The sequence below is a fragment of the Bacteroidia bacterium genome, assembly GCA_027493955.1.
Lineage (GTDB): Bacteria > Bacteroidota > Ignavibacteria > SZUA-365 > SZUA-365 > JAOSJT01.
Window position 1 is genome coordinate 4,709,905 of record JAOSJT010000001.1, and the last position, 23,788, is coordinate 4,733,692.

Sequence of the window (23,788 nt, forward strand, 5' to 3'; positions counted from 1 at the left end):
ATATGCTTCATCAAGTCTTCATAACAGCCTGGTCGCTCTGGTATCTCAAACCGTCCATGATTTTCTGGCGCGTGTACAGAACGATCAAGGGCGCAATCATCCGCATTGTCGAACGAGCAGGTTTGGCGGAACGATTCTTCCGTAGAGCGGAAGGCCGTATCGATTGCTCCTCGTTTCCTGTACTCAGTGGCCGCTATCATTGCGAAAAAATCGATCTCGCAGCCCGCAACGTCAGTTTCCTGAACGACGAGCTCACGCTTCCGGCAGACCCTACCACGTGGCGAGCGGCTGCGGAAACCAAGCCCCTGCTCTGGCAATTCCATTTCGGCTATCACGATTATCTGCTCGCGCTGCTCTCGCGCGACGATGCCGACGACGCAATACTTGACACGGCGATACGCTTCGCACTGGACTGGGATGAAGCGTTCGCTCTGCATCTCCCCGGAGCGCGGCGCAGCGCCTGGCATCCTTACGTGCTGTCCATACGCACCGAGAGCTGGGTGCGTCTGCATGGTATTGTGATTGCACACGGCTGGTCCGGGGACGACGCGCGCTTGTCGGCCCTCCCCGGCGGGGTGGAGCAGATGACCGCTGTGCTCCTTCGCAACCTCGAGAAGGGAACCATGGCGAATCATCTGCTGCGCAACATCAAGGCGTTGGTCTTCGCAGGTCTCTTTCTCGACACCGACACGGGTGCTTCCGCGCGGCGCATCGGCATGAGACTGCTCGAACGCGAGCTGCGCGAGCAAATCCTTGACGACGGCTGCCATTTCGAGCGCAGCCCGATGTATCATGTATCCATGTTGAACGATGTGCTCGACATGGCCGAGGCCATGCTGCTCTCCGGAAGCACCGTGCCGGAGTCGCTGGCGTCCGCAATTCTGCGCATGACGGACTTCCTGCGGCGCATGCGGCATCCCGACGGCGAGATACCGATGTTCAACGATTCGACCCGCAGTTTCTTTCTCCGCACCGATGAAGTGCTTGCGCGCGGAACGGCGCTGTGTGCGGAGCTTGAAGTGGAAGCCCCGCGTCCTGCGGCATCCGACAGCGATCCGCGGCGCATCTCCGGTCTGCTTATCGCCGAGACCCCGCGCCTCTGGCTGGTTTTCGATGCCGGACTCGTCGGTCCTGATTATCAGCCGGGGCATGCGCATTGCGATACCCTGAGTTTCGAGCTGTCGGTGGACGGTCGGAGATTCATATCGGATACCGGCGTCTTTCATTATAAAGAGTCGCCCGAGCGGACCTACTCCCGCAGTACCGCCGCGCATTCCACCATCGAGATAGACGGGCGGGAGCAGTCCGAGGTCTGGAAAAGCTTCCGTGTCGGTCGCCGCGCGAAGATCCGTCACATGAGCAGGACTGTGCAGGATGGGTTGATCATCCTGCGCGGGATGCACGACGGCTATACGCGCTATGGAAAAGGGCTGCTGCACGAGCGTGCCGTAGTTGTCGGCACGGACTGGATACTCGTCGCCGACTGGCTGCACGGATCGGGCTGTCACCGATGGAGCAGCCGTGTGCATCTGCATCCGGGAGTGGAAGCCTCGGCAGCGGAAGCGGGACTGCGCCTTCGGAATGGCGAAACCACCGCATGCGTCACGACATTCGGCAACACTGCTTTGCGCGTGGAAGAAACAGACATGTATCCGGCGTTCGGGGAGAGAGCGGCCCGAAACAGTATTGTCCTGGAGGGGGCTGGTGATTTCCCGATGCTGACAGGATTCATGCTCTCTTTTGGCGAGGATGTCCCGGTCCTCACCTTCCCGGAATCCGCGACAGGTGAACTGCGTATCGGTCCATTGACGGTGAAATCTGTTCTCCACCGATGATGACGGGATGAATTGCCGTTGAGTCACACTCCAAAACGCTCTGCTTCATAGGCAATAATCGACTGAGGCGAGGGTGTGCATCACTTTGGCTGACAAGACTTCCTCATGCGGGGTCATCATGTTCACGCTTTCATGATGTCCAGCCCAAGGGCCCCGTGTAACATCGCTTGAGCCCATGTGTCCCTTGACTATATTGTGATCATGGGTTTACCACCGTTGCATATCCTCTACATCTGCCAGTATTTCCCTCCCGAAATGGGGGCTCCCGCCGCGCGGGCGTATGAGTTCAGCACGCGCTGGGTCAAGGCCGGGCACCGCGTGACGGTAATCTGCGGGATACCCAATCATCCCACAGGCGTTGTGCAGCCGGGGTACCGTCGGCAGTGGCGGAAAAAAGAAATCATCGACGGGGTGGAAGTGCATCGCATGTGGGTGTATGTCACCCCGAACAGCGGTACACTCAAACGCAGTCTCAACTATCTGTCCTTCGGTGTGACGGCCGTTCTCGGCGCTTTGCGTCTGCGCCATGTGGATGTCTGCATCGCCAGCACACCGCAATTCTTCGCCGGCCTCGCGGGCACCGTCCTGCGCACGCTCAAGCGCCTTCCGCTGCTGCTCGAGGTGCGCGACCTCTGGCCGGACTCCATCGAGGCGGTGCAGGTGCACAAGGGGGGAGTGGTGATTTCCCTTCTGCGGCGCGTCGAGCGCTTCATGTATCGCAGCGCGGACCGCATCGTCGTGGTGAGCCCCGCATTTCGCGCACACATCGAGGGGACGAATATTCCGCCGGAGAGCATCCGTGTCGTGCCGAATGGCGTGAATACCGCCCTCTTCGCGCCGGCGCAGCGCGGGGATCGTCGGGTGCTTCACGATCTCGACGGACGTTTCATCGTCGCCTACATCGGGACGCACGGACTTGCCCATGCGCTGGAAACCGCGGTCGATGCCGCCACACTGCTGCAGGATCAATCGGATATTCATTTCCTCTTCGCCGGTGAAGGCGCGCGAAAAGCGGCGCTCAAGGAGTACGCCGGCGACGCACAGAATATCACGTTTCTCGACCAGTTGCCGCGCAGCGAGATCGCCGTACTACTCGGTGAGATCGATGTCGCTCTGGTGTTGCTCCGCGATACTCCGCTTTTCGCCACCGTCATCCCTTCGAAGATGTTCGAAATCATGGGCACGGGGGTGCCGATGATTCTCGGCGTTCGCGGACAGGCGTGCGATATCCTTCACGAGGCGGGAGCGGGAATCGCGATTGAACCGGAAAATGCGCGCCAGCTCGCCGACGCGGTACTCCGTCTGCGCGACGATCCCGCCTTCGCCGCACAGTGCGGAAAAAATGCCTTTCTCCATGTACGCAAACAGTACGATCTTGATCAATTAGCGCGAAACTATCTCGACATTATCGCCTCGATGCCATGAAACGCTGTACCTCGACAACAACTCTGCTGCTTGTTTTCGTACTTGTCGCGTCGGCACGGCTGCACGCGCAGCACATCTCCGGGTCGCCCTTCCGTATCGAGCGCGTTTCCGCCTCGCTCTGGCGCGTCACCGCGCAGCACGAGGGCCCGCGTATCGTGCGCATGCCGGGAGAGCCGGCATATTCCGCCGTGCTCATGCCGGGTTACGAGCAACGCGTCCTGCCAGGATTGCCCGCCCTGCCGGTGGCTTTTCTGTCCTTCGCCCTGCCGCCGGATGGCGCACTTGCGGTCAAGGTGCTGTCGGTGCAGGAGGAGCAGTTGACCACGTCGCTCGCTCCCTTTGGCGGAATGGAATACGCCTCCCGCCCGCAGACGGAATGGGTGGAGACTGTTCCTGTCACCGAACGGAATGAGTATCGAAACGGGGGCATACGTTTTTCGCCGGTGCGTGTTGTTGCCGGTGGTTTACGCTGGGCGCGCAGCATTACGCTGGAGATACGTATCGACGGGGCGGAAAGCGCTCTTGCTGCTACCGCGCGGTCAGCGGATCGATCCTTTGTGAATGCGGACGACGCGGGAGGGTGGCGCATCGCCGCCGCACGTTCCGTCGCCACCGTCACGCCCTTTTCCGCGAAGCGCGCCGGAGAACGCTATGTGGTGCTGCGAACGCCCGCGCAAGGTATGTACCGCATCACCGCGGCCGATCTGACGGCTCTCGGAGTCGGTGTATCCGCTATCGATCCGCGGAACTTCCGGCTGCTTTCACGCGGTGTCGAAATTCCCGTGCGCGTGCGCGGGGAGGAAGACGGCAGCTTCGACGGCGGCGATGCCCTGGAGTTTTATGCCGCACGCAAGCAGGGAGACGAAGGAGAATACTTCGATGAATGGTCCGACGACAATGTCTTCCTTCTGGAATGGGGAGATGTGCGCGGACTGCGCGGCGGAAGCGAGGATGTTGCCCCCGCCACATGGCCGCAGGCTCAGCTCATAGACGCGCTCCCCGCGATACTGCGGTTGGAAGAGGACCGGGAGTATCACCGCGGCGATTTCGAGTACACCGACATGCAGTACAGTGATCGGGTTCCGGGCGAGACCTGGATGTGGACGTATTTACTGAAAAAGGATAGTCTCCGTATTCCCTTTTCTCTGCAGCAACCCGGTGCGGACAACGCCGCGCTCGAGTTTCGCGTAAAAGGCGCCTCGCGCGATCCCTCGCTGCTGCGCCTGCTTCTGAATGACGTCGTCGTTTTTGAAGACACGCTGGGGAGCTATGATACGACACGCCAGCGCGTTTCACTTCCCGGTGGCGTGTTGCGCGACGGCGCGAACACCCTCGTGTTTCTGAACGTCGGACTGGTGGATTGCCCGCCGGAAAATCCCGCCTGTTCCATCGAACGCATCTATGTGGATTGGGCCGAACTGCGCTATCAGCGTTCGGTCACCCCGCTGGACGGCGTTCTGGATGTCGACGCATCTCTCGGTACGGGACCGGCGCTGCCCGTGCGCGCATTGCTCCGTGTACGGGCGGCATCACTCCGCGGCGTCAACATCGATACGGGCGACGAACTGAACGGCATAGACGTTTCCGCGGGGGTCGCCGCGATGGCGATAAGCGGAGAATCGCGATATCATCTCTTCACCGGCGAAGCGAACACTCCGCAGCTGGAACTGCGTGAGTACAAAGATCTTGCCGATCCGCTCCGGCAGGCGGACTATATCGTGATCACACATCCAGCCTTTGCCGCACAGGCGCGGCGCCTCGCCGACTACCGCGCGCAAAGCGACGGCTACAGCACTATCGTGGCGGACGTGAACGACATTTACGCGGAGTTCAATGACGGGCACAAGCATCCTTCGGCGATCAAGGCCTTCCTGCGCAACGCGTACGACGCCTGGAGCGAGCCGCGTCCGCGCTTCGTTTTGCTCATGGGTGATGCAAGCTGGGACGCGAAGTTCCGCAAAGCAAGCTCCACCAGGGCCGATTACATCCCCACGTACGGTAATCCGGCAAGTGATAATTACTTTGTCCGCTTCGCAGACCGGAGCTTCGATCCGACGCCGTTCATCCCTATCGGACGCATCCCCGCGGAAACGCCCTCCGATGCCGATGCGGTGATAGACAAAATCATCGAGTACGAGGCCCTGCCGCCGCAACCGCATGACAACCGCTATCTGTTCTCTGTCGGCGGGGAAAGCGCCTTCGAGCAGGACCTGCAGCTCAAACCCATTGCGGAAGCGCTCATCCTGAATTACGTCGAGCCCTTCTGCCTCGAGCCGCGCCGCATCTACAAGCGCACCCTGACCACGGTGAGCTACGATGATCTTGATACGCTCATTCACGAAGTGAATCAGGGTGTGACGTGGTTTCTCTTCGCGGGCCACGGCGGCACGCGCGTCATTGACGTCGGCATCGAACGGCCGGACATTTTCTCGAACAAGGGGAAGTACCCGTTCTTCGCGACTATTTCCTGCAATACGGCGCATTTCGCCGAGCCCTTTGAAACCGGTCTCAACGAGCGTTTCGTGCTTGCGAAAGAGCACGGCTCCATTGCCTCCTTCGGAACAGCGGGGCTGGGCATCATCAACTACGGCTATATCATGAGCAGGGCGATGTTCCGCGCGATGACGGACAGCGGCGTACGCACCTTCGGCGAGCTTGTGCACAAGGGAAAACTCGGCCTCATCGCACACTACGGCCCCGGCGACATCAACACCATTCACAGCGCGGATCAGCACTGCCTGCTGGGCGATCCGGCCACCCGCGTCCCGCTCGCCCGGGGACCTGAGCTTCTCGTTCAGACCTCGGACATCCTGACCGACCCGGAGATTATCACCGAGCAGCAGCGCACGCGCATCACCACCACCGTCCGCAACGCGGGCATGTGCATGGCGGACAGCGTCACTGTGCGTCTGCGCGTCATAGCGGGCGGACAGGAGCAGCACTCCGCGACCCGGCGCATCGAGGCCTTCGCCGTGAGCGCCGTGCTGGATTGGGAATATGACTTCGCCGGCGTGGACGGCGAGGTGAGCATTGAAGTGACGGTGGACGCCGACAACGAGATAGCGGAGCTTCGCGAGGACAACAATACCGCCACGCTGAAAAAATCCGTGTTACCCCGCGGTATCGCGCAAATCTTTCCGCTGGACAATGCGGTGCTCGCCCCCGGAACGGACGTGACCTTTATGCTGGCGAATCCGTCGTATGTGCCGACAGCGGGGGATCCGGCTGTGGAGCTGGAAATATCCTCCTCATCGGATTTCTCGACGGATATGCGGCGCTTCTCCACTCCCGTGGACGAAGTGTACACTTCGCTCAATGCCTCCGGGCTGAGTGCTGATCGTGTGCTCTACTGGCGCGCACGCATGAGCACCGCGGGCGCTGCGGATGTCTGGTCCGCCACGCGCAGCTTCCGCCTCGAGACGCCCCCGGCACCCGAAACCTGGAGGCAGGACGCACCGGCGCAGTTGGCTACCAATGCGGTGGACGCGCTGCGGCGTGACGGTGATGGAAGCTATCAGCTCGGCAGTCGTCCCGTGCAGTTGGAGGTCACTTCCGGTGGTTTCAACGGACCCTTCCGTTTCGCCATACTCCGCGTGGACGACGTGGATCACAGCCCCAACCAGCGCGGCTTCAACTGCGCGGTGGTGGAGCCGCGCTTCGGCGATGTGATCGCAGCCGAAAACTTCGATACGTATCTGAATACCGGTGAAACGCAGCGCATGATCGACTTTGTGCGCACCGTGCCCGACGATCACATTCTGATGATCGCGGTGCTGGACGACGCCAACGGTTGGCCGCCTGTGTCACCGAACGGCAGCAACATTCTGCCCGAACTCAAAGCCGAGTTGAAGCGCTTCGGCGCGTCGCTCATAGACAGCGTGAGCTACCGGGATTCCTACGGATTCATCGGCAGCCGCGCGCGTCCGTCGGAAGCCCGGGAAATGCACTTCGTGCTGGGGACCGTCTTGTTTGCGGACACGCTCGTGGTACAGGCGCGTGAGGGACGTTTCACGACACAGCGCATCGGACCGGCGAATATCGCTACCGCACTTGGCTGGCGCGGGGAGTTGCCGCACGACAGCGCCCGCGTGGACCTGACGTTGCTGGGCCGCTCCTCCGACGGCAGGGACACCGTCTTCGCGGCCTTGAAAAACGTACAGCCGGGAACACCGCTGGATCTGGGAGTACTGGATTGCACCGCCGCTCCCTTCCTGCGCGTCGAGGGCCGTATGCAGGATCTCAACGGAGCGGGGAGTCCGGTGTTTCGCGGACTGGAAGTACGCTACGTTTCGGAGTTTCCGGAAATCGGGGTAACCTCGCAGGTGGTGCGTCTGGACGCGGATTCCGTGCTGGAAGGGGGCAGCATCGCGGTGGATGTGCGCGTGCGCAATTCGGGACGCGCGTCGGCCGGTCCCTTCGACGTCGGTTTGCGCGCAGCGGGAGGAGCGGCGGCGGTACCTGTGCGGGTGGCGGCGATCGCGCCCGGCGGAGCAGCCGATGTGGAACTGCAGTTGCCGACCACGGGATTGCGCGGGCGGCACAGCTATGAACTGACGGTGGATGCGGGGAATGCCGTTACGGAATATTACCGCGCCAATAACGCGTATTCCGGGACCTTCGTTTCCGGCCGCGACGGCAAATCGCCTGTGCTCGACGTGCTCTTCGACGGCGCGCCCATCGTCAACAATGACTATGTGCGTCCTCGGCCGGAAATCAGCATCGTGTTACGCGACGCTTCGCCGTTGCCGGTCACGGACACCACGGCCATGCAGGTGTTTCTCGATGGCCGTCGCGTCTGGCTGTTGAGCGATCCCGCCGTGCGTTACACGGCTCCGACCAACGGAGAGGAAAAGGTGCAGGTGCTGTACACCCCGGAGCTGAAAGACGGCTTGCATTTCCTCGCCGTGTCGGGAAAGGACGCCACGGGCAACGCGGCGGACACGATTCCGTACCAGGTACGTTTTTACGTATCCAGCACCGCGCGTATCGATCAGGTGCTGCCCTGGCCCAGCCCTACACGCGGGCCGGTGGATTTCACCTACCGTTGCGCCGGCACTGACGCACCCGAAGCCGCCGAGGTGCGCATTTACACGGTGGCGGGTCGCCTCATTCGCCGCATCGAAGCCGAGTCCGGCGATCTGCGTATCGGCTTCAACCGCATCGCATGGGATGGCCGCGATCAGGACGGTGACGCCATCGCCAACGGTGTGTATTTCTACAAGCTCAGCGTCACGCAGCAGGGCGCTGCCTCCGAACACGTAGGCAGATTCAGTGTGCTGCGGTGAGGGAAGCACGGGCGGATGGGACAGACACGAGTGCTGCGGAAGTTCGGACAGACAGGGGATGAGCAAAGAGGAGACCGGAGGGATGCGCCAGCTCCCGATGCGTGGCATTTCCGTCCAGACGGACGCCGATGTATGGCGCTGGCAGGCACATTCAGCATGTCACCCCGCGCGAAGTCGAAGGGCCTGTCCTGAGTGAGGTTTCGGCTACGCTCAACCACCGTCGAAGGGTCCGGCGCGTGGATGGATGGATTCTGCGACTCCGCTTCGCTCCGCGCAGAATGACAATGGAGGCGCTTCGCTCCGCGCAGAATGACAATGGAGGCGCTTCGCTCCGCGCAGAATGACAATGGAGGCGCTTCGCTCCGCGCAGAATGACAATGGAGGCGCTTCGCTCCGCGCAGAATGACCGTTGTCTGTCACCCCGCGCGAAGTCGAAGGGCCTTTCCTGAGTGAGGTTTCGGCTACGCTCAACCACCGTCGAAGGGTCCGGCGCGTGGGTGGATGGATTCTGCGACTCCGCTTCGCTCCGCGCAGAATGACAATGGAGGCGCTTCGCTCCGCGCAGAATGACAATGGAGGCGCTTCGCTCCGCGAAGAATGACAATGGAGGCGCTTCGCTCCGCGCAGAATGACCGTTGTCTGTCACCCCGCGCGAAGTCGAAGGGCCTGTCCTGAGTGAGGTTTCGGCTACGCTCAACCACCGTCGAAGGGTCCGGCGCGTGGATGGATGGATTCTGCGACTCCGCTTCGCTCCGCGCAGAATGACAATGGAGGCGCTTCGCTCCGCGCAGAATGACAATGGAGGCGCTTCGCTCCGCGCAGAATGACAATGGAGGCGCTTCGCTCCGCGCAGAATGACAATGGAGGCGCTTCGCTCCGCGAAGAATGACAATGAAGGCGCTTCGCTCCGCGCAGAATGACAATGGAGGCGCTTCGCTCCGCGCAGAATGACAATGGAGGCGCTTCGCTCCGCGCAGAATGACAATGGAGGCGCTTCGCTCCGTGAAGAATGACAATTTGCCCTTCCCGCCTGTTTTCCTTGTGTTTCACCGCAGTCCTGTGTAATTTCATGTGTTCCGCAGGATCCGGATAATCGGATCGTGCAATTGGGCCGCTGCACGCAATCCATCTGACGCAAAGCCACCACCGGCGGTATTCGCCGCGGAATCGGCGGAGCCGCAGGCGGCATCATCTCCGGCATGGACCGGCACCCGATGCAAACATCGCGCATGAATCCATTTTCATATTCTCTTTTCATTTAGGAGACTTGTATGGCTGAGACGAAACATATTCCGTTCGTCCCCGCGGACACGGATATGAAGGAGTTCACTCTCCGTGCCCTGCTCATTGGTCTCGTTCTTGCCGTCGTGCTGGGCGCGGCGAACGCATATCTGGGTCTAAAGGCCGGTATGACGATCGCGGCAACCTACCCGGCGGCGGTCATCGGCATGGCCTTGCTCAAGGCCGTGAAAGGAACGATTCTCGAGGAGAACATGGCTCGTACCGTTGGCTCCATCGGAGAATCCGTGGCGGCCGGCGCGATATTCACGCTGCCTGCGTTCTTCGTTGCCGGTATCTGGCCGGATTTCTTCACCACGTCGAATTACATCACCTCCACGTTGATTCTGATCTCCGGTGGTGTGCTTGGCATCATGTTCGTGGCGCTTCTGCGTCGGGTGATGGTCGAGGATCCAGACCTGCCGTATCCCGAATCCGTTGCGGCGGCGGAAATCCACAAGGCCGGACGCGGTAGCGGCGGCGGATCGAAATTCCTCTTCGGAGCGATGATCGGCGGCGCGCTCGTCAAAGCCCTCGGCGAATTCAAGCTCTTCCTCCCGTTGTGGGAAAAATTCGTCGCGTTCAGTAAAACCGGCATCACCGGTCTCGACAAAGTGCCCCTCGCCTCCGGTGGTACGGGCGTTGCCGGCACGGGCGGCATGGTGCTGACCTCATTCAAGATCAGCCCGGCCTACGTCGGCGTCGGCTACATCATTGGACCGAAGCTCGCGTCGCTCAACTTCTCCGGCGGCATCATGGCCTGGGGATTGTTGACGCCGATTATTCTGTACTTCATCGCGCCCTATCTGAATATCGACGGAATGGTCGCAGCGATTCTCGCCGCCGACCCGGGTATGTCGCAGAGCGCGGCAACGGAAAAGGCCTGGATCGATTCGGCCTATTCCGTGTGGAAGTTCATCGTGCGTCCCATCGCCATCGGCGGTATGCTCGTGGGCGCCAGCTACACGTTGTTCAGAATGCGTAAGAGTCTGGCTGCCGGCATCGCCCGCTCCATCGGTGACGTGAAGAAGGCCGCTTCCGGTCACGCGAGCGATATCCCGCGCACGGAAAAGGACATTCCCTTTACCTGGACGCTGATCGGTATTTTCGGTGTGGCGGTTGCGACCTTCCTCATCACGTATTTCCTCTTCGCGACGACCTTCCTCGTGGCCTTCGTTGCAGCGACGGTCATGATCATCCTCGCGTTCTTCTTCGCAGCCGTGTCCGGTTATCTCGTCGGCATCATGGGTTCGTCGAACAACCCGATCAGCGGTTTGACACTCACCGCGCTGGTGGTGACGGCACTGATCATGGTGGTGCTCGGCGTCGAAGAGGCGCATGGTGTGGCCGCGGTGCTCGGCGTTGCGGCGATTGTCTGCGTCTCGGCCGCGGTTGCGGGCGAGATGCTGCAGGATCTCAAGGCCGGTCACATCCTCGGTGGTACGCCGTGGAAGATGCAGGTCGGTGATATCATCGGCGTCGTGCTTGCCGGCATCGTGATGTTCGGCGTGCTGGTCTTTCTCAACAACGGCGACATCGCGAACGGCATGAGGGAAGGGTACACCGGCGGCTTCGGCAGCCGCGAGCTCCCCGCACCACAAGCCAGTCTCATGGCCATTCTTTCGCGCGGCATCGTCGAGCAGCACATGGCCTGGCCGCTGATCATCGTTGGCATGCTAATGGGCGCGGCCTTCATTCTCATGCAGGTCAAGAGCCCGATGCTCGTCAGCGTCGGTATGTACCTCCCGCTTGAAACAACCTTCGCCATTTTCGTCGGCGGCCTCATGAAGGGTCTGGTTGACATGGTCAAGGCGAAGCGCAAGCTCAACGAGGCGCAGGACGCCCGCGTCGAAAATACCGGGGTGTTGCTCGCTTCGGGCCTCATTGCCGGCGAGGCGCTGGTGGGACTCATCTTCGCGGGCTTCGCGGCCTTCGAGATGTTCCCGGGCGCGGTATTCTCGTCGCCGTCCTTCCTCGTCAGTCTCGTCGTCATGGGTATCATCGGTTGGGTGCTCGTACGTCTTCCGATTTCCAACGCCGGAAATCCCGACGAACCCGCACCACCGAAAGCGGCGCACTGATCGGAATATGTTCTTGCAGCAAGGAATCTCTCGCAGCCGCGGGAGATTCCTTGTTGTGAGGCAGTCCCTCGCCCGGCATCGTCCCATACAGTCACCATCGGACCTTCCATGTTCGCAAAAAAAGCCAAAGTCACGCATAATCTGCTCGAGCTCGTGCCCCGGCGCCTGCGCGACTACGATGTGGACGACGAAGGGATAGTCACCGTCCGCGTACCGCGATTCAAGTACCAGTGGATGGCGACGCGCTTCCTGCCGAAATGGAAGAATCCGAACATCCTTACCCGTCTCGACGCCATCGGCAGCCAGGTATGGTTGAATATCGATGGTCAGCGCACCGTCGCCGCCATCGCCGCGCTTGCCGACGAACGCTTCGGGGAGGCGATGCATCCGCTGCATGACCGGCTTTCGGTGTTTCTGCACTCCCTGCTGCGTCGCGGTTTTATCTCCCTGCACAAACCGGACGGGACGCAGGTGTAACACGGCAGTATTCCGCGACAGATAATCTTTTTTTGAGAAACCTCTAACACCAAGTCCTTATGGAACACATCAAGACCGCGCTCAACGAATCGAAAGCCGCACGGTGGACGGCGCTCTTTCTCATCGCCTTCTCGATGCTTGCGGCCTATTTTTTCGTGGACATGCTGGCACCCTTGCAGCAGTTGCTGGAAGTAAGCTACAAATGGAATCCCGAGGTGTACGGCACCTTTTCCGGTTCGGAGTACTACCTCAACATGTTCGGCTTTTTGCTGATTTCGGGCATTATTCTCGACAAGCTCGGCATCCGCTTCACCGGCGTGCTTTCGACCTTCCTCATGCTGGGCGGCGGTCTGCTCAAGCTCTACGCCCTCACGGATTATTTCAACGCCGGCGGTTTCGGGTATGATTTCTTCAACTCGTTTATGACGTGGATGCCCGCATCGGCCAAACTCGCCTCCGTCGGCTACGCTGTTTTCGGCATCGGCGTGGAGATGTGCGGTATCACCGCGTCCAAGACCATTGTGAAATGGTTCAAGGGTAAGGAACTGGCGCTGGCCATGGGCATGGAAATGGCGACGGCGCGCATGGGCGCCTCGGGCGCGTTCTTCTTTTCGGCGATGATTGCGGGCAACGAGCCCAGCCGTTCCGTGGTGGTCGGCTGTGCGCTGCTGTTCATCGGCATGCTCACCTTCCTCACCTATGTGATCACGCTGGACAAGAAATTCGACAAGGAGATGGGCATAGAGAAGAGCGGCGGGGGAGAGGACGAGTTCAAACTCAGCGATCTCGGCAAAATCGTCACCAACAAGGCGTTCTGGTACATTTCCCTGCTGTGCGTGTTGTTTTACTCGGCCGTGTTTCCCTTCCTGAAATACGCCGTGAACATGATGCAGAACAAGCTTGACGTCGCGGCCGAGACGGGCGGATTGATTTCCGGCTTGCTGCCTGTAGGCACCATTTTGCTCACGCCCATCATCGGCAATTACATCGACAAAAAGGGCAAGGCGGCGTCCACGATGATGCTCGGCGCCACACTGCTATTCATCTCGCATCTCATTTTCGCCGTGGCGCCTCCGAGTATGCCGCTGTATATATTCGCGATACTGTTGCTCGGTGTGGCCTTCTCGCTGGTGCCCGCGTCGCTCTGGCCGTCGGTGCCCAAGGTGGTGGAGGAGCGCTATCTCGGTTCGGCGTACGCTGTCGTGTTCCTGATACAGAACTGGGGGCTCGGACTTATTCCCGCGTTTATCGGCATCATCCTGACCGCGGTGAATCCCGGCGTGGCCGAGGCTCTTGCCGGTGGCGACACGAGCGCGCGCTATGACTACACGGTGCCCATGCTCGTATTCGCCTCCCTGGGTGTGCTGGCTCTGGTTTTCGGCTTCCTGCTCAAAGCCGAAGACAAAAAGAAACAGTACGGCCTGGAAGCCCCGAATGTGAAATAGCCGCAGCGGTTTCGGCCCCGCGCGAACAGCAACCTTCATAAACGCGCCGCTGAATGGACAGTCCCCCTGTCTGTTCAGCGGCGCGGTGTTATGCGTTTGCTCCGTCGCCGCGATCCGAGTGCGCTCTCACTCCACCCTTTTGGCGACGAGCATGGGTGACGGGGGAGGCAGGCGGCGGGCGTGGATCGGCCTCCAGCGTGCGTCGCCGAAGCGGACGGGCACACCCGGGCGCGGCCGGGATGACGCGACGCCGCCACGACACCGCGATAACGGGAGCGGAGACCCCGCGGTGTTGTACAGTACCATGGTCGATAGGCGGTTGTGCTTCGAACCAGGATGGCACGCAAAAAAAACGATAAAAAAATATGATAAATATTCCGGAGTACTTGACACGTATGCCGGAAAACGTTACTTTGCCGATTCAAAGCCGTGATAGTATCAGGAGGAAGGACATGTCCCAGCCCAGCCCAGCCCAGCCCAGCCCAGCCCAGCCCAGCCCGTAAAAAGGATAAACGGATACGTAAAACTATTACGGAATTCAGTGCCGTGCGGCCCGGAATGCGCCTCCGCCCCATTCTCGACTCCCGGGATCGCGCACCTGAACAGAGGCGACGAATCACGCAACCGCCACGCATATCGGCGAGGTGGCGATGAGTAACAGCATCGGAGTACTGTATGTCGGTGATGTGCTTCACAGGGCCCTGCTGCGCTGCGATGCCTTTTCCCACGATTGTTTGCGCCGCGTTGTGCGGGCGGATTGCCGCGCCGTCGTGTCCAACGGCGCGCACAACGGCATTGCGCTGTATGCGACCTTCCGGCGGATGCACGAAGGTATTGTGCGGGACGAGTTCCTCCGCCCCGTGATCGGCCATCTGATCTGCAACATCGGAGGCTGCCTGTTCTTTCATGAAGACGGAGAAGAGGAGTGGCTGTCGGGCACTTTCCGGCAGATCGGTTGCGAAGCCGCGACAAGCGCGTTGCTCGTCGTCTGCTCCTCGCAATCGCAACTGCGCGAAGCGCTTGCCTGCGCCGGGCCGTGGTTTCAACCGGCACCGGAAGCGACTCAAACCGAACCGCGCGGGACTCCCCGACGATGGAGTTGCCTGTTGATCGCGAACGGCCGCGGCCGGCCCGATGCGCCCCGATGCGCGGACACATAATGGTTACACACACACCCTGGAGATAGCCCCATGACAACCCATGTACCCCACTCGCGAAATAGTCTGCGCAGCGGACGCTGGCTGCGGCGCCAGGCGCTGGTTTTGCCGCTGCTGCCCGCGCTGCTGCTCGCGCTCGCCTCCTGCGACGAGCCGGTGGAGCCCGTGCCGCCGCCGCCGCATGTACAGCAGGACACCACCAGCCACGAGATAGAATGGACGGTGTACCGCTTCGGGCCCGGCATACCTTCCAGCTCGTTGCGGGATATAATCGCATTCAGCGATACCAACGTCTGGGCGGTGGGTGGTGTGTACCCCGACACGCCGGATACGGGAGCGCTGGGGAAAAAACCCTACACCGTGCTGCACTGGAACGGCAGGGAGTGGAAGAAATTCAAGGTGCCGATGCAACGTTGTACCTCGCAGAACACGTTTTTCTCGCCGTTTGAAGCAATAGCGGGTAATGCTAATGATTTATGGCTGGGTTCTAGTGCGGGAGAAGGTGCAAGATGGGATGGAGTGAACTTCTATCCTGCCTGTATCATGGCTGATTCCTCCCTTTCATGGGGGGCCGCCTGTAAAGACATACTGCATTACTCGGAGAATGAAGTGTATTTTGCCGGTGATTTGTTGGGAATTGGCGAAATTACCAAATATACAAACGGGAGGTATTCGCGTATTTCCACCTTCCCCTACTCCCCGGTCACTTCCCTTGCCGGCGACGGGAAGGGGAATCTGTGGGCGGGGGGGTATGATTACAACACGGGGAAGGGCAGTTTCGTCTGGCGCACGCCGGATGGGACGGTAAGGGATATCCGAAAGCGGGAGCGTATTGATAAAAAGTGGGAGTTCGGCGGGGCACTGGCCTTGTGGATAAGCCACGACTCACTATACGCCAGTGTAGCGGGGTACCTGTACATTCAGTCGTTGTATGATACCACGCATTATCGTTATCTCCGCATCGCGGAAGCTGATCCAACCAGGGGAGCCAAGGTGTGCATAGCGGGTCTCGCGGACAACGATGTATTTTTGGCTGGGAGTTTTTGCACCGTGGTACATTATAACGGGAAGAGCCTGCGCTCATACCCCGAACTTACCGCTGAATTCGACGGAGGTCGATTCTATCAGGTGAGTCTGACCCGGGACCACGTCTATTTATGCGGTTACGACGACCAGACACGCGCAATCGCAGTTATTGGGAAAAGAAGGCATTAATCCTGTATAATGATCAACGGAGGTTCACGCTCGATTCTGGCAACACATTGTTCTTCAACCCGTTTACCACAACCAGATCATCATGCACCAATTATTCTATTATTCTCATTGGAGATGTCTTATGTCAAAATTTGCATTCGTCGCCATCGCGCTGTTGTGCGCGATGGGACTTCCGCCCGACAGTCACGCGCAGGAATACCACGGTGGCCCATTGGAAGGTTCGTATGTCCAATACCCCGGCGGTGGTCCGCTGTCAATTGATCCCGGCTGCCTCGTCGGGCTGAACGTCGTCCTTCACATCCTTCGGGGTCCGCAGGGAGAGGGAGGAATCACCACCAACGAGGCGCTCGCATCGTTCGAGTACCTCAACGACGTATTTTCGGCGTACAACATCACTTTCGTGCATCTGGACGATCAAAATCCGGTGCGTGTACACAATCTGCCAAACTACTCGTATTGGCCTCTTCCCGAGTACGCCGGCCTGACAGTGTCGGGATGGTATCGGGAGGCCAACGCTATCAACATTTACTATGTCGATGGAGCCAGCAATGAAGGGTGGCTGGGATTCACCACGAGCAGATCCGCCGCCGATATGTTTATTCGTACGGGATACCAGACGCTCTATCCGATGATTCACGAAATGGGTCATTGCTTCGGGCTGAGGCACACCCACGGCGATCCCTCGAGTCACGATGAGCTCGTCACCCGCGGTCCCGGAGCGAATTGCGCCACGGCCGGGGATATGCTCTGCGATACACCGGCCGAACCCTGGAACAATGATGGCGGTATCCGCACCTATGTAAATATGAGTTGCGAGTACACTGGCACATTCAAGGATGCGAATGACGAATACTACACGCCGGATACGCACAACTACATGAGCTACACGAATATTCACGATTGCTACACACACTTCTCTGCCGGTCAGGTTGCTCTGATGCGGTCGTATATCGCGAATGACCAGTTTCTGATATTTCAGACTATTGCCGGACAAAGGGTCCGCTTCGCGAATATCGTCGGAGGGCAGGAGCATGCTTCGGGCGACATTCGGATCTATGATACATACGACAACGCGTTCCACACCGGTACGTCGCCGTTCGAAATTGACCTGCCTGCCTGCATTTCATACAGCGCGCATACTCTCTCGGAGCGTCTGTTGTCTCAGGCTTCGGTGTATGAAAAACACCAATCCTGGAATGAGGACTTCGGAACATTCAAACTGAAGAAAACGCTGTCGATTCCGATGAGCCAAACTGTATGGGATGAACAGGCGTGGTTCCGTCCCATGTCCCCCCTCACACTCACCGTCGAGAGCGACGGAGGGACGTTGGCGCCGAACATCCTCTTCAAAGATCCATGGTTCATGGAAACGGACGGCTCGCAGCCGGTGAGCTTCCTGTCCTTCGCCGCTCCCCACAGCCCGACGGGCGCAAGGGCCGAGCAAACGGGAGGGGTGTTTGAGCACCTCAATAATCCCGACTTTCCGAAATACCTCTACCAAGCCAACAGATATCTCGACGGGAATCTCGACGCGAAGCAATTGCCTCTCGACGTGGGGGACTGGGTGTGCACCGGTATGTACAGCAGCGACGCGAACGCGGCCGAGGTGCTGGAAAGCGCGGAGTATCCCGACCTCGTCTCCACACGCTTCGCTCCGACGCTGACCCGCATCGTGCAGGTTAATCAGGACAATGCCGAAGTGCGCGCAGAGTACAAGGCGCATCGCTGCTCGGTGAACAACGAAAGGCCCAGCGCCGGCAACTCGCAACGGCGTATCGTGTTCGACAAGCTCGACGCCTCGCTGCAACAGTCGGACCGGCATTACGCAGTCTACGAAAGCGATGGGCGTATCTACCTCATCATGAGCGAAGACGCCGGAAGCAGTTGGTCCGCCGAGGCGCTTGTCACCGATCCCTCCGCGACCTGCAAGCGTCCCTCGCTCGCCATCGCCGATTATGACGAGGCCCCCGGGCTGCTGTATCTCGTGTATGTGGACGTGGACAACAGCGAGGTGGTGCTGAAGAAACGGGAATCGTGGTCGTCGCTCTCCTGGACGGAGATCGACCGCATCGCCGTGACCGACCCCGAACAATGCCATCCGTCCGTCTCCGCGCTGGTGATATCCGGTGGCGTCCCCGCCGTGGCGACGGCGTGGGAGGATGTCGGCGTGGTCATACCCCCGAGCCAGACCGCGACGAACGGGACCAAACCCTGCTCAACGAAAATGACAGGATTTATTGATCACTCCGCCCTCACTCCACCCTTTTGGCAACGAGCATGGTGATGTCGTCACTTTGGGGGGCGCCGCGGGTGTAGGCTACTATTTCGTCGCGGATTTTGGAAATGGCGCCGTCGGCTCCCTGGCTGCGGCATTGATGTACAAGGTCGAGAAAGCGCTCGTCGCCGAACTCCACCATGTCCGCGGACATCGCTTCATTGACGCCGTCGGTGTAACCTATGAGCACGTCGCCGGGATGCAGCTGTATGCTGCCGGCGCTGTACGGCGGCGGCGTTTCCAGGATGCCGAGTATGAGGCCACCGTCGCTCAGTTTTTCCACTATGCCATCGCCGCGGAGTACATAGGGAGGATTGTGACCGGCATTGACGTACTCGAAGGTATGCGCGCGCGTGTCGAGCACGCCCCAGAAAAACGTGATGAACTTGTCTATATCGGTATTGCTGTAAATCAGACTGTTAATGCGCGCGGTGGCTTCGGGCAGCGGCAGGCGCAGCGGCGCGATGGTGCGTAACGCCGCCTGCACATTGGCCATCAGCAGCGCTGCGGGTATGCCCTTGCCCGCCACATCGCCTATGGCGAGCACATACTCGTGCTCGGACAGGGTAATGATGTCGTAGTAATCGCCGCCCACCTGCTGCGAACTCTCGTTGATCGCGCCGATGTCGTAAAAAGGTATCGCGGGGATACGCTTCGGGAGCAGACCCTGCTGAATGGATTTCGCAAGACTGAGCTCTTTTTCGATACGCTGCTTTTCCAGCATCTCACCGAACAGCCGCGCATTCTCGATTTCGGAAATGGTCATTTTCGCGAGAGCGCTGAGGTACTCGAGTTCGCTGCGATCGAAACTCTCGCCTCCGACGCGGTCGCCCAGGCACAGCACCCCGCGAAGTTCGTTTTGCGAGAGCATGGGCACGATGCAATGCACGCCCTGCGCCTGCAGCCATTGTTCGACCGGAACCTCCGCGGGGCGTCGCGCAGAGAACTGGATGGTTTCACGGAGCGACATCATTGCCTCACCCATGTCGTCGCGGTCCGCGAAATCCGGCATGCGGACGCTGACAGGCCGGAGACGTGTGCCGTCCCAGCAATACACCACGTAGCGCAGCACACGCAGCTGGCCCATCAGCGCGTAGCCGAGAATGCGGAGAATGGTGCTCATGTCGAAGGTGGTGTTCATCTCGCGGCTCAGCTCGAACAGGGTGTTCATTTCCTGCACCTTCTTGTCGAGCCGGCGATTGACCAGACGCAGTTCCTCGATGGTGACGGCGCTGCGCACCGCGGTGGCCGCCACGGCCGCGACGGACTCCAGGAACGTGATATCCGAAGATTCGAAGGGCTTGCCGGTGATCTTTCCGCTGAAGGCGAGTATGCCCACCATGCGCTCCTCGAGTCGCATCGGGATGACGATTTCGAGTGCGCAGTCCGCGCAGCACCGGGCGAAATCGCGCACCTGCTGATTGTCGTCTTCAAGCAAGGATGCGACGGAGCGCAGGTGCTCCCACTGTACGGGAATGTCGAATTGCTTGTCCGCGTCGAAGCCATGGATGCCTTTGGTCTCGCGCAGGCGGTAGCTGCGCTCCCCGCTTTCCACGAACACGGCGCTCCGCGTCACCAGCAATTTCCCCATGGACGAGAGCAGCACATTGCCGAGGATGAAATCCAGGTCCGTCGAGGCATTGAGCACATTGCTCAGTTCCAGCAATGCGCCGCTGTCCGAGATGATGTCGCGTGCGGTGGTATCCATGGGAGATTCGGGCAACAGAACTTCCTTTGACGACTTACGATGTACGACTTACGACTACGACTTACGATTTGACCGTTAGGGCGGGCTTCTGCGCTGCGAAAAAACGCATCCATCGCCTGTTGTCATTGCGAAACCGCACGCCATACTGCGCGAGCGCTTAACGGATCCCCCATCGTAATCAGAAAATCGTACGTCTCTATGCGTGCTTCGTCGTTCGCGAAATCGTAAATCTGAAATCTGAAATCGTCCCGCCCGCGCTCTCCTGTACTGACGGTTGTGCAATGGTCCTACGATGCATCGGCGGGCAGGCAATCGTACATCGCTTATGCCGGGAGATATTTCACGAGTCGTATCGTGTTTCGATGGCCGGGGGTTTGTTTGTACTCGACCTCGTCCATCAGTTTTTTCATAAGTACTATGCCGAGTCCGCCGTGACGCAGTTTGCGAAAATACTCCTTCATGTCGGGTGTGCTGTACTTGCTGCTGTCGAAAGAGATCCCGCTGTCTGCGATTTCAATGACGAACTGCGGGGAGGCGTTCGCGTCGCGACGGCTGCTGATGCTGATTTCTATGATACCGTCGGGATTGTAGCGGTAGGCATGTTTGATGATGTTGGTACAGGCTTCATCAATGGCAAGTTCTATTTTCCCTACATCCGTTTCATCGAAACCAAACACCCTCGCGGCATCCGAGACGAAACTGCGGATCTCGGACAGGAGCTCCGTTCTGCTCTGAATGCGGAGCGATCTGGTCGTATGGTCGGTTGATGCTGCCACGTCTGCTTGTTGTTTGTTCCCGGTGGCGGGTTTCAGCTCTCTCTGTTACGAAAGATTTGCGGATTTGTTCAGAAATTTTCCCACAGCGTCGTCTTCTTCCGGAAAAATTTCGTAAAGCATGGGAAAACCGAGCAGATCAAAGACGTTGAACACTCGTGGCGACATGTTGCTCAGCTTGATGTCGCCTTCGTTTTTTCTGACGTCCTCGATGAACTGCATCAGCACGCCCAGACCGGCGCTGCTGATGTACGCCAGATCCCGGAAGTTCACCACGATACTGTAGCAGCGATCCTCCAGTTGCTTCTGGAAGGCGCGTTCGAGTTCCGGGGCGGTATGGGCATCGAGGTATCCCTTGAGGTCGAAGACCGCAACCTGTTCTCTCTGTCTGATACCTACCGAAAATTCACTCATGGAATAATCCTCACAACCAGAATAAAAACTGACTGGATAATTTACTTCGAAACGCGTCCTGTATCAAACGCCGCGCCAACGCAGAACCACGCCTGTCATGTCATCCTCCGCATGCGCGGTCCCGCGATGATTGCGCACCACGTTGAACACCGCATCGAGTATGCTCTGCGCATCGCGTTCACCGTGGGTCCGCAGCACGTCCGCGAGTCGTTCGTATTCGAATTCCGTCCCGTCCGCGTCATGTGCTTCCGTGACGCCGTCGGTAAACATCATCAACACATCTCCCGGTTGGAGATGCAGCTCGGATTCTTCCAGCACGTCCGCGAAACGCTCCGATCCCTCCAATCCCAAGGCCATGCCTCCGGGCTGCAAGTACCGGCACTCCTGCCCGCGGAGAAACAGGAGGGGACAATGTCCCGCCCGCGCGAACGTCGCACTGCCGCGCGTATGATCCACGATACAGTACAGCAGGCTGATGAACGATTTACGCTCCATGCTTCTCCAGAGAGCCGTATTCAGCCGCAGCAGAAAATCACGTGGACCGAGGTCATTCTGCCCGATGGATTGCGATGCGCCCTTGAGCTGCGCCATATACAAGGCCGCCGAAACGCCCTTGCCGCTAACGTCGCCGACGGTGATTCCGATCTTGCCTTCGTCCAGTTGACGCACATCGTAGTAGTCTCCGCCGACTTCGTATGCGGGGACCGAGCGCGCGGCGATTTCGAATGACGGCAACGCGGGAAGCGTTTGCGGGAGCAGACTTTGCTGCATCTGCTTGGCGACGAGCAGTTCCTGCTCCATGCGTTCCTTCACGAAGGATTCGCGAATGAGGCGGCTGTTTTCTATCGCCACCGATGCGATATCGGCAAACGCGTACAGTACATTCAGGACGTCGCGGTCGTATTCGTACGGTGTGCGTTTCCCGACGCACAGAAGTCCGATAATATCGCCCCGACTGATCAGAGGGAGCATGGCCAGCGTACCAAGATGTGCGGTGCCACGGGTGGATGCATGTACGCGGCGGTCGCTTTCGAGGTCCTGAATCAGAACCGGTTTCTCGGTTTCGATAGCCAGATGCTGCAGCCTGCTCCCGTCGGACAGGTGCAGGCTTTCCACCTGTGCGCTGGTGATGTTGCGAAGACTGTTGTCGACGATACGCGTTGTCGACTGATTTGATCGTCCTTTTCCCGGCGTCGTGCCATGCACGTCCGCAAGTTCCAGCCATGCGCTGTCGCTCTCGCTCACTTCGAGCGCGAGTTGTGAGGTGGTCGCCACCAGCTCGTCGAAATCGAACACCTGTGTGGTGAGTCGGCTCAGGTTTTGCAGCGATGAGATTTCCGTCTTTTTTCTGTCGAATTCCTTCGCGGTCGGCAAATGCAGGAGCGTACTGGTGAAGCCGACGCCGGTGTAAACGGTTCCGAACAGGAAGGTCAGTGAAACGAAGTTCTCAACGAGCGGATGATACAGCTCCAGCGAAAGGGCGAGATTGTCGTTGTCGCCGGAATAAATGGTGAGAATGAGGAAGAACAGAAAGCCGAATAAAGTTACAATGAGGTGGAGGAATTTTTCACGCCGACTGAGGAGCAGAATCCAGGAGAAGCGGAAGGCATTCACCACGACCGCCGCGATAGCCAGCGCGTAAGCAATGGATGCTACGGTGTCCAGCGAAGTCATGCCCGCACCGTTGGGACTGGCGAGCCAGCCGAACAGCACAAAGAGGGAGGACAGAACGCACATCACGATGAAGTTCCTCTTCGTCGTCCGTCTGCGCTTGACAAACAGGAGTCGTGAAATGCCGAGAAAGATGAAAGCGGAAGCCGCCAGCATGACCATGGCGAGCAACGTGGAAGTCACCAGCGACGCGTAGGACGTGGCGGACACCACTCCTTCACGTACTCCGAAGTTCAGCAAGCCGGTAACCTGCAGCAAGCCGACGAGCAGGAGGCAGAACGTTGCCGTCATCATGACGCGCCAGACCGCCTGCATGGGCTTCAGTTCCTCATCTTCCCGCAGAGTACGCCAGATGGCGAGAAAGGTCGCCACCGTTGTAATAAGAACAAGCAGTGTATGCGGTATGTCGCCCCCGGGCACCCCGCTGCCGTTCAGGGAGCGAAGCATCGCGAGGTAGAAAAAATCCGCCGTGGCGGCCAGTAAGGCTGCGGTCAGATACATGTTGCGATACAGTCTCATTCCGTAAAGCGCCGCTGATGACAAGTGAGTGCTCCGGCGGCAAAGACCAGAGTATACGGATTGTCAAGCAATCAGTTGCATAATATACGCCACGGGGGGGACAGAGTACACAGAGGCGAATCGGTCCGCCCGGACGTAGTGAATCGGGAATCGTTAATCGTTCAACGTTAAACGTGAACCACATTAAAGGTTCATCGTGCATCGAGTCATTCGGATAGAGGTGATTGAGA

At 59.3% G+C, this 23,788-nt stretch carries 13 protein-coding genes; 9 read left to right on the plus strand and 4 right to left on the minus strand.

Translation table 11 applies throughout. From position 1 onward, the window contains the following. Nucleotides 1-2 precede the first annotated feature (2 nt). From M5R41_17895 to M5R41_17935, 9 genes are all read left to right on the plus strand, one after another. Nucleotides 3-1,835: a heparinase II/III family protein gene (locus tag M5R41_17895; GenBank protein MCZ7558273.1), complete on the plus strand. Its 1,833-nt coding sequence runs from the start codon at nucleotides 3-5 to the stop codon at nucleotides 1,833-1,835. Nucleotides 1,836-2,012: 177 nt separating this feature from the next. Next, a complete protein-coding gene (locus M5R41_17900) occupies nucleotides 2,013-3,260 on the plus strand; it encodes a glycosyltransferase family 4 protein (protein MCZ7558274.1) in 1,248 nt (415 codons plus the stop codon). Continuing rightward, a complete protein-coding gene (locus M5R41_17905; protein ID MCZ7558275.1) occupies nucleotides 3,257-8,545 on the plus strand; it encodes a C25 family cysteine peptidase in 5,289 nt (1,762 codons plus the stop codon). The genes M5R41_17900 and M5R41_17905 overlap by 4 nt, the downstream gene beginning before the upstream one ends. Nucleotides 8,546-9,816: 1,271 nt before the next feature. Further along, nucleotides 9,817-11,904: an oligopeptide transporter, OPT family gene (locus M5R41_17910; protein MCZ7558276.1), complete on the plus strand. Its 2,088-nt coding sequence runs from the start codon at nucleotides 9,817-9,819 to the stop codon at nucleotides 11,902-11,904. 108 nt (nucleotides 11,905-12,012) lie between these two features. Next, on the plus strand, nucleotides 12,013-12,381 hold the full coding sequence (locus M5R41_17915; GenBank protein ID MCZ7558277.1) for a PqqD family protein: 369 nt from the start codon (nucleotides 12,013-12,015) through the stop codon (nucleotides 12,379-12,381). A gap of 59 nt (nucleotides 12,382-12,440) precedes the next feature. Further along, the gene (locus tag M5R41_17920; protein MCZ7558278.1) at nucleotides 12,441-13,826 is read left to right on the plus strand and encodes an MFS transporter; all 1,386 of its coding nucleotides are present in this window, start codon (nucleotides 12,441-12,443) and stop codon (nucleotides 13,824-13,826) included. Nucleotides 13,827-14,476: 650 nt separating this feature from the next. Then, nucleotides 14,477-14,986 (plus strand): hypothetical protein, encoded by a 510-nt coding sequence (locus tag M5R41_17925; protein MCZ7558279.1) that lies wholly within the window; start codon nucleotides 14,477-14,479, stop codon nucleotides 14,984-14,986. A gap of 30 nt (nucleotides 14,987-15,016) precedes the next feature. Then, nucleotides 15,017-16,198 carry a hypothetical protein gene (locus M5R41_17930; GenBank protein MCZ7558280.1) on the plus strand — a complete coding sequence of 394 codons (1,182 nt, stop codon included), beginning with the start codon at nucleotides 15,017-15,019 and terminating at the stop codon, nucleotides 16,196-16,198. Nucleotides 16,199-16,319: 121 nt separating this feature from the next. Then, nucleotides 16,320-18,482: a M43 family zinc metalloprotease gene (locus M5R41_17935; protein MCZ7558281.1), complete on the plus strand. Its 2,163-nt coding sequence runs from the start codon at nucleotides 16,320-16,322 to the stop codon at nucleotides 18,480-18,482. Here the strand turns inward: M5R41_17935 and M5R41_17940 are convergent. The 4 genes from M5R41_17940 to M5R41_17955 all read right to left on the minus strand — a co-directional run bounded on the left by M5R41_17940 (nucleotide 18,451) and on the right by M5R41_17955 (nucleotide 23,558). Next, nucleotides 18,451-20,181, minus strand: coding sequence for a SpoIIE family protein phosphatase (locus M5R41_17940; protein MCZ7558282.1), 1,731 nt, complete (start codon nucleotides 20,179-20,181; stop codon nucleotides 18,451-18,453). The genes M5R41_17935 and M5R41_17940 overlap by 32 nt on opposite strands. Before the next feature lie 323 nt (nucleotides 20,182-20,504). After that, nucleotides 20,505-20,957 carry an ATP-binding protein gene (locus M5R41_17945; GenBank protein ID MCZ7558283.1) on the minus strand — a complete coding sequence of 151 codons (453 nt, stop codon included), beginning with the start codon at nucleotides 20,955-20,957 and terminating at the stop codon, nucleotides 20,505-20,507. 45 nt (nucleotides 20,958-21,002) lie between these two features. After that, nucleotides 21,003-21,368 (minus strand): STAS domain-containing protein, encoded by a 366-nt coding sequence (locus M5R41_17950; protein MCZ7558284.1) that lies wholly within the window; start codon nucleotides 21,366-21,368, stop codon nucleotides 21,003-21,005. 63 nt (nucleotides 21,369-21,431) lie between these two features. Beyond that, on the minus strand, nucleotides 21,432-23,558 hold the full coding sequence (locus M5R41_17955; GenBank protein ID MCZ7558285.1) for a PP2C family protein-serine/threonine phosphatase: 2,127 nt from the start codon (nucleotides 23,556-23,558) through the stop codon (nucleotides 21,432-21,434). Nucleotides 23,559-23,788: the final 230 nt, after the last annotated feature.

Excerpts from the sequence above, each read along its gene's own strand:
- M5R41_17895 (MCZ7558273.1), top strand. The coding sequence starts at position 3 with ATGCTTCATCAAGTCTTCATAACAGCCTGGTCGCTCTGGTATCTCAAA.
- M5R41_17905 (MCZ7558275.1), top strand. The coding sequence starts at position 3,257 with ATGAAACGCTGTACCTCGACAACAACTCTGCTGCTTGTTTTCGTACTT.
- M5R41_17910 (MCZ7558276.1), top strand. The coding sequence starts at position 9,817 with ATGGCTGAGACGAAACATATTCCGTTCGTCCCCGCGGACACGGATATG.
- M5R41_17915 (MCZ7558277.1), top strand. The coding sequence starts at position 12,013 with ATGTTCGCAAAAAAAGCCAAAGTCACGCATAATCTGCTCGAGCTCGTG.
- M5R41_17920 (MCZ7558278.1), top strand. The coding sequence starts at position 12,441 with ATGGAACACATCAAGACCGCGCTCAACGAATCGAAAGCCGCACGGTGG.
- M5R41_17925 (MCZ7558279.1), top strand. The coding sequence starts at position 14,477 with ATGAGTAACAGCATCGGAGTACTGTATGTCGGTGATGTGCTTCACAGG.
- M5R41_17930 (MCZ7558280.1), top strand. The coding sequence starts at position 15,017 with ATGACAACCCATGTACCCCACTCGCGAAATAGTCTGCGCAGCGGACGC.
- M5R41_17935 (MCZ7558281.1), top strand. The coding sequence starts at position 16,320 with ATGTCAAAATTTGCATTCGTCGCCATCGCGCTGTTGTGCGCGATGGGA.
- M5R41_17940 (MCZ7558282.1), bottom strand. The coding sequence starts at position 20,181 with ATGGATACCACCGCACGCGACATCATCTCGGACAGCGGCGCATTGCTG.
- M5R41_17950 (MCZ7558284.1), bottom strand. The coding sequence starts at position 21,368 with ATGAGTGAATTTTCGGTAGGTATCAGACAGAGAGAACAGGTTGCGGTC.
- M5R41_17955 (MCZ7558285.1), bottom strand. The coding sequence starts at position 23,558 with ATGAGACTGTATCGCAACATGTATCTGACCGCAGCCTTACTGGCCGCC.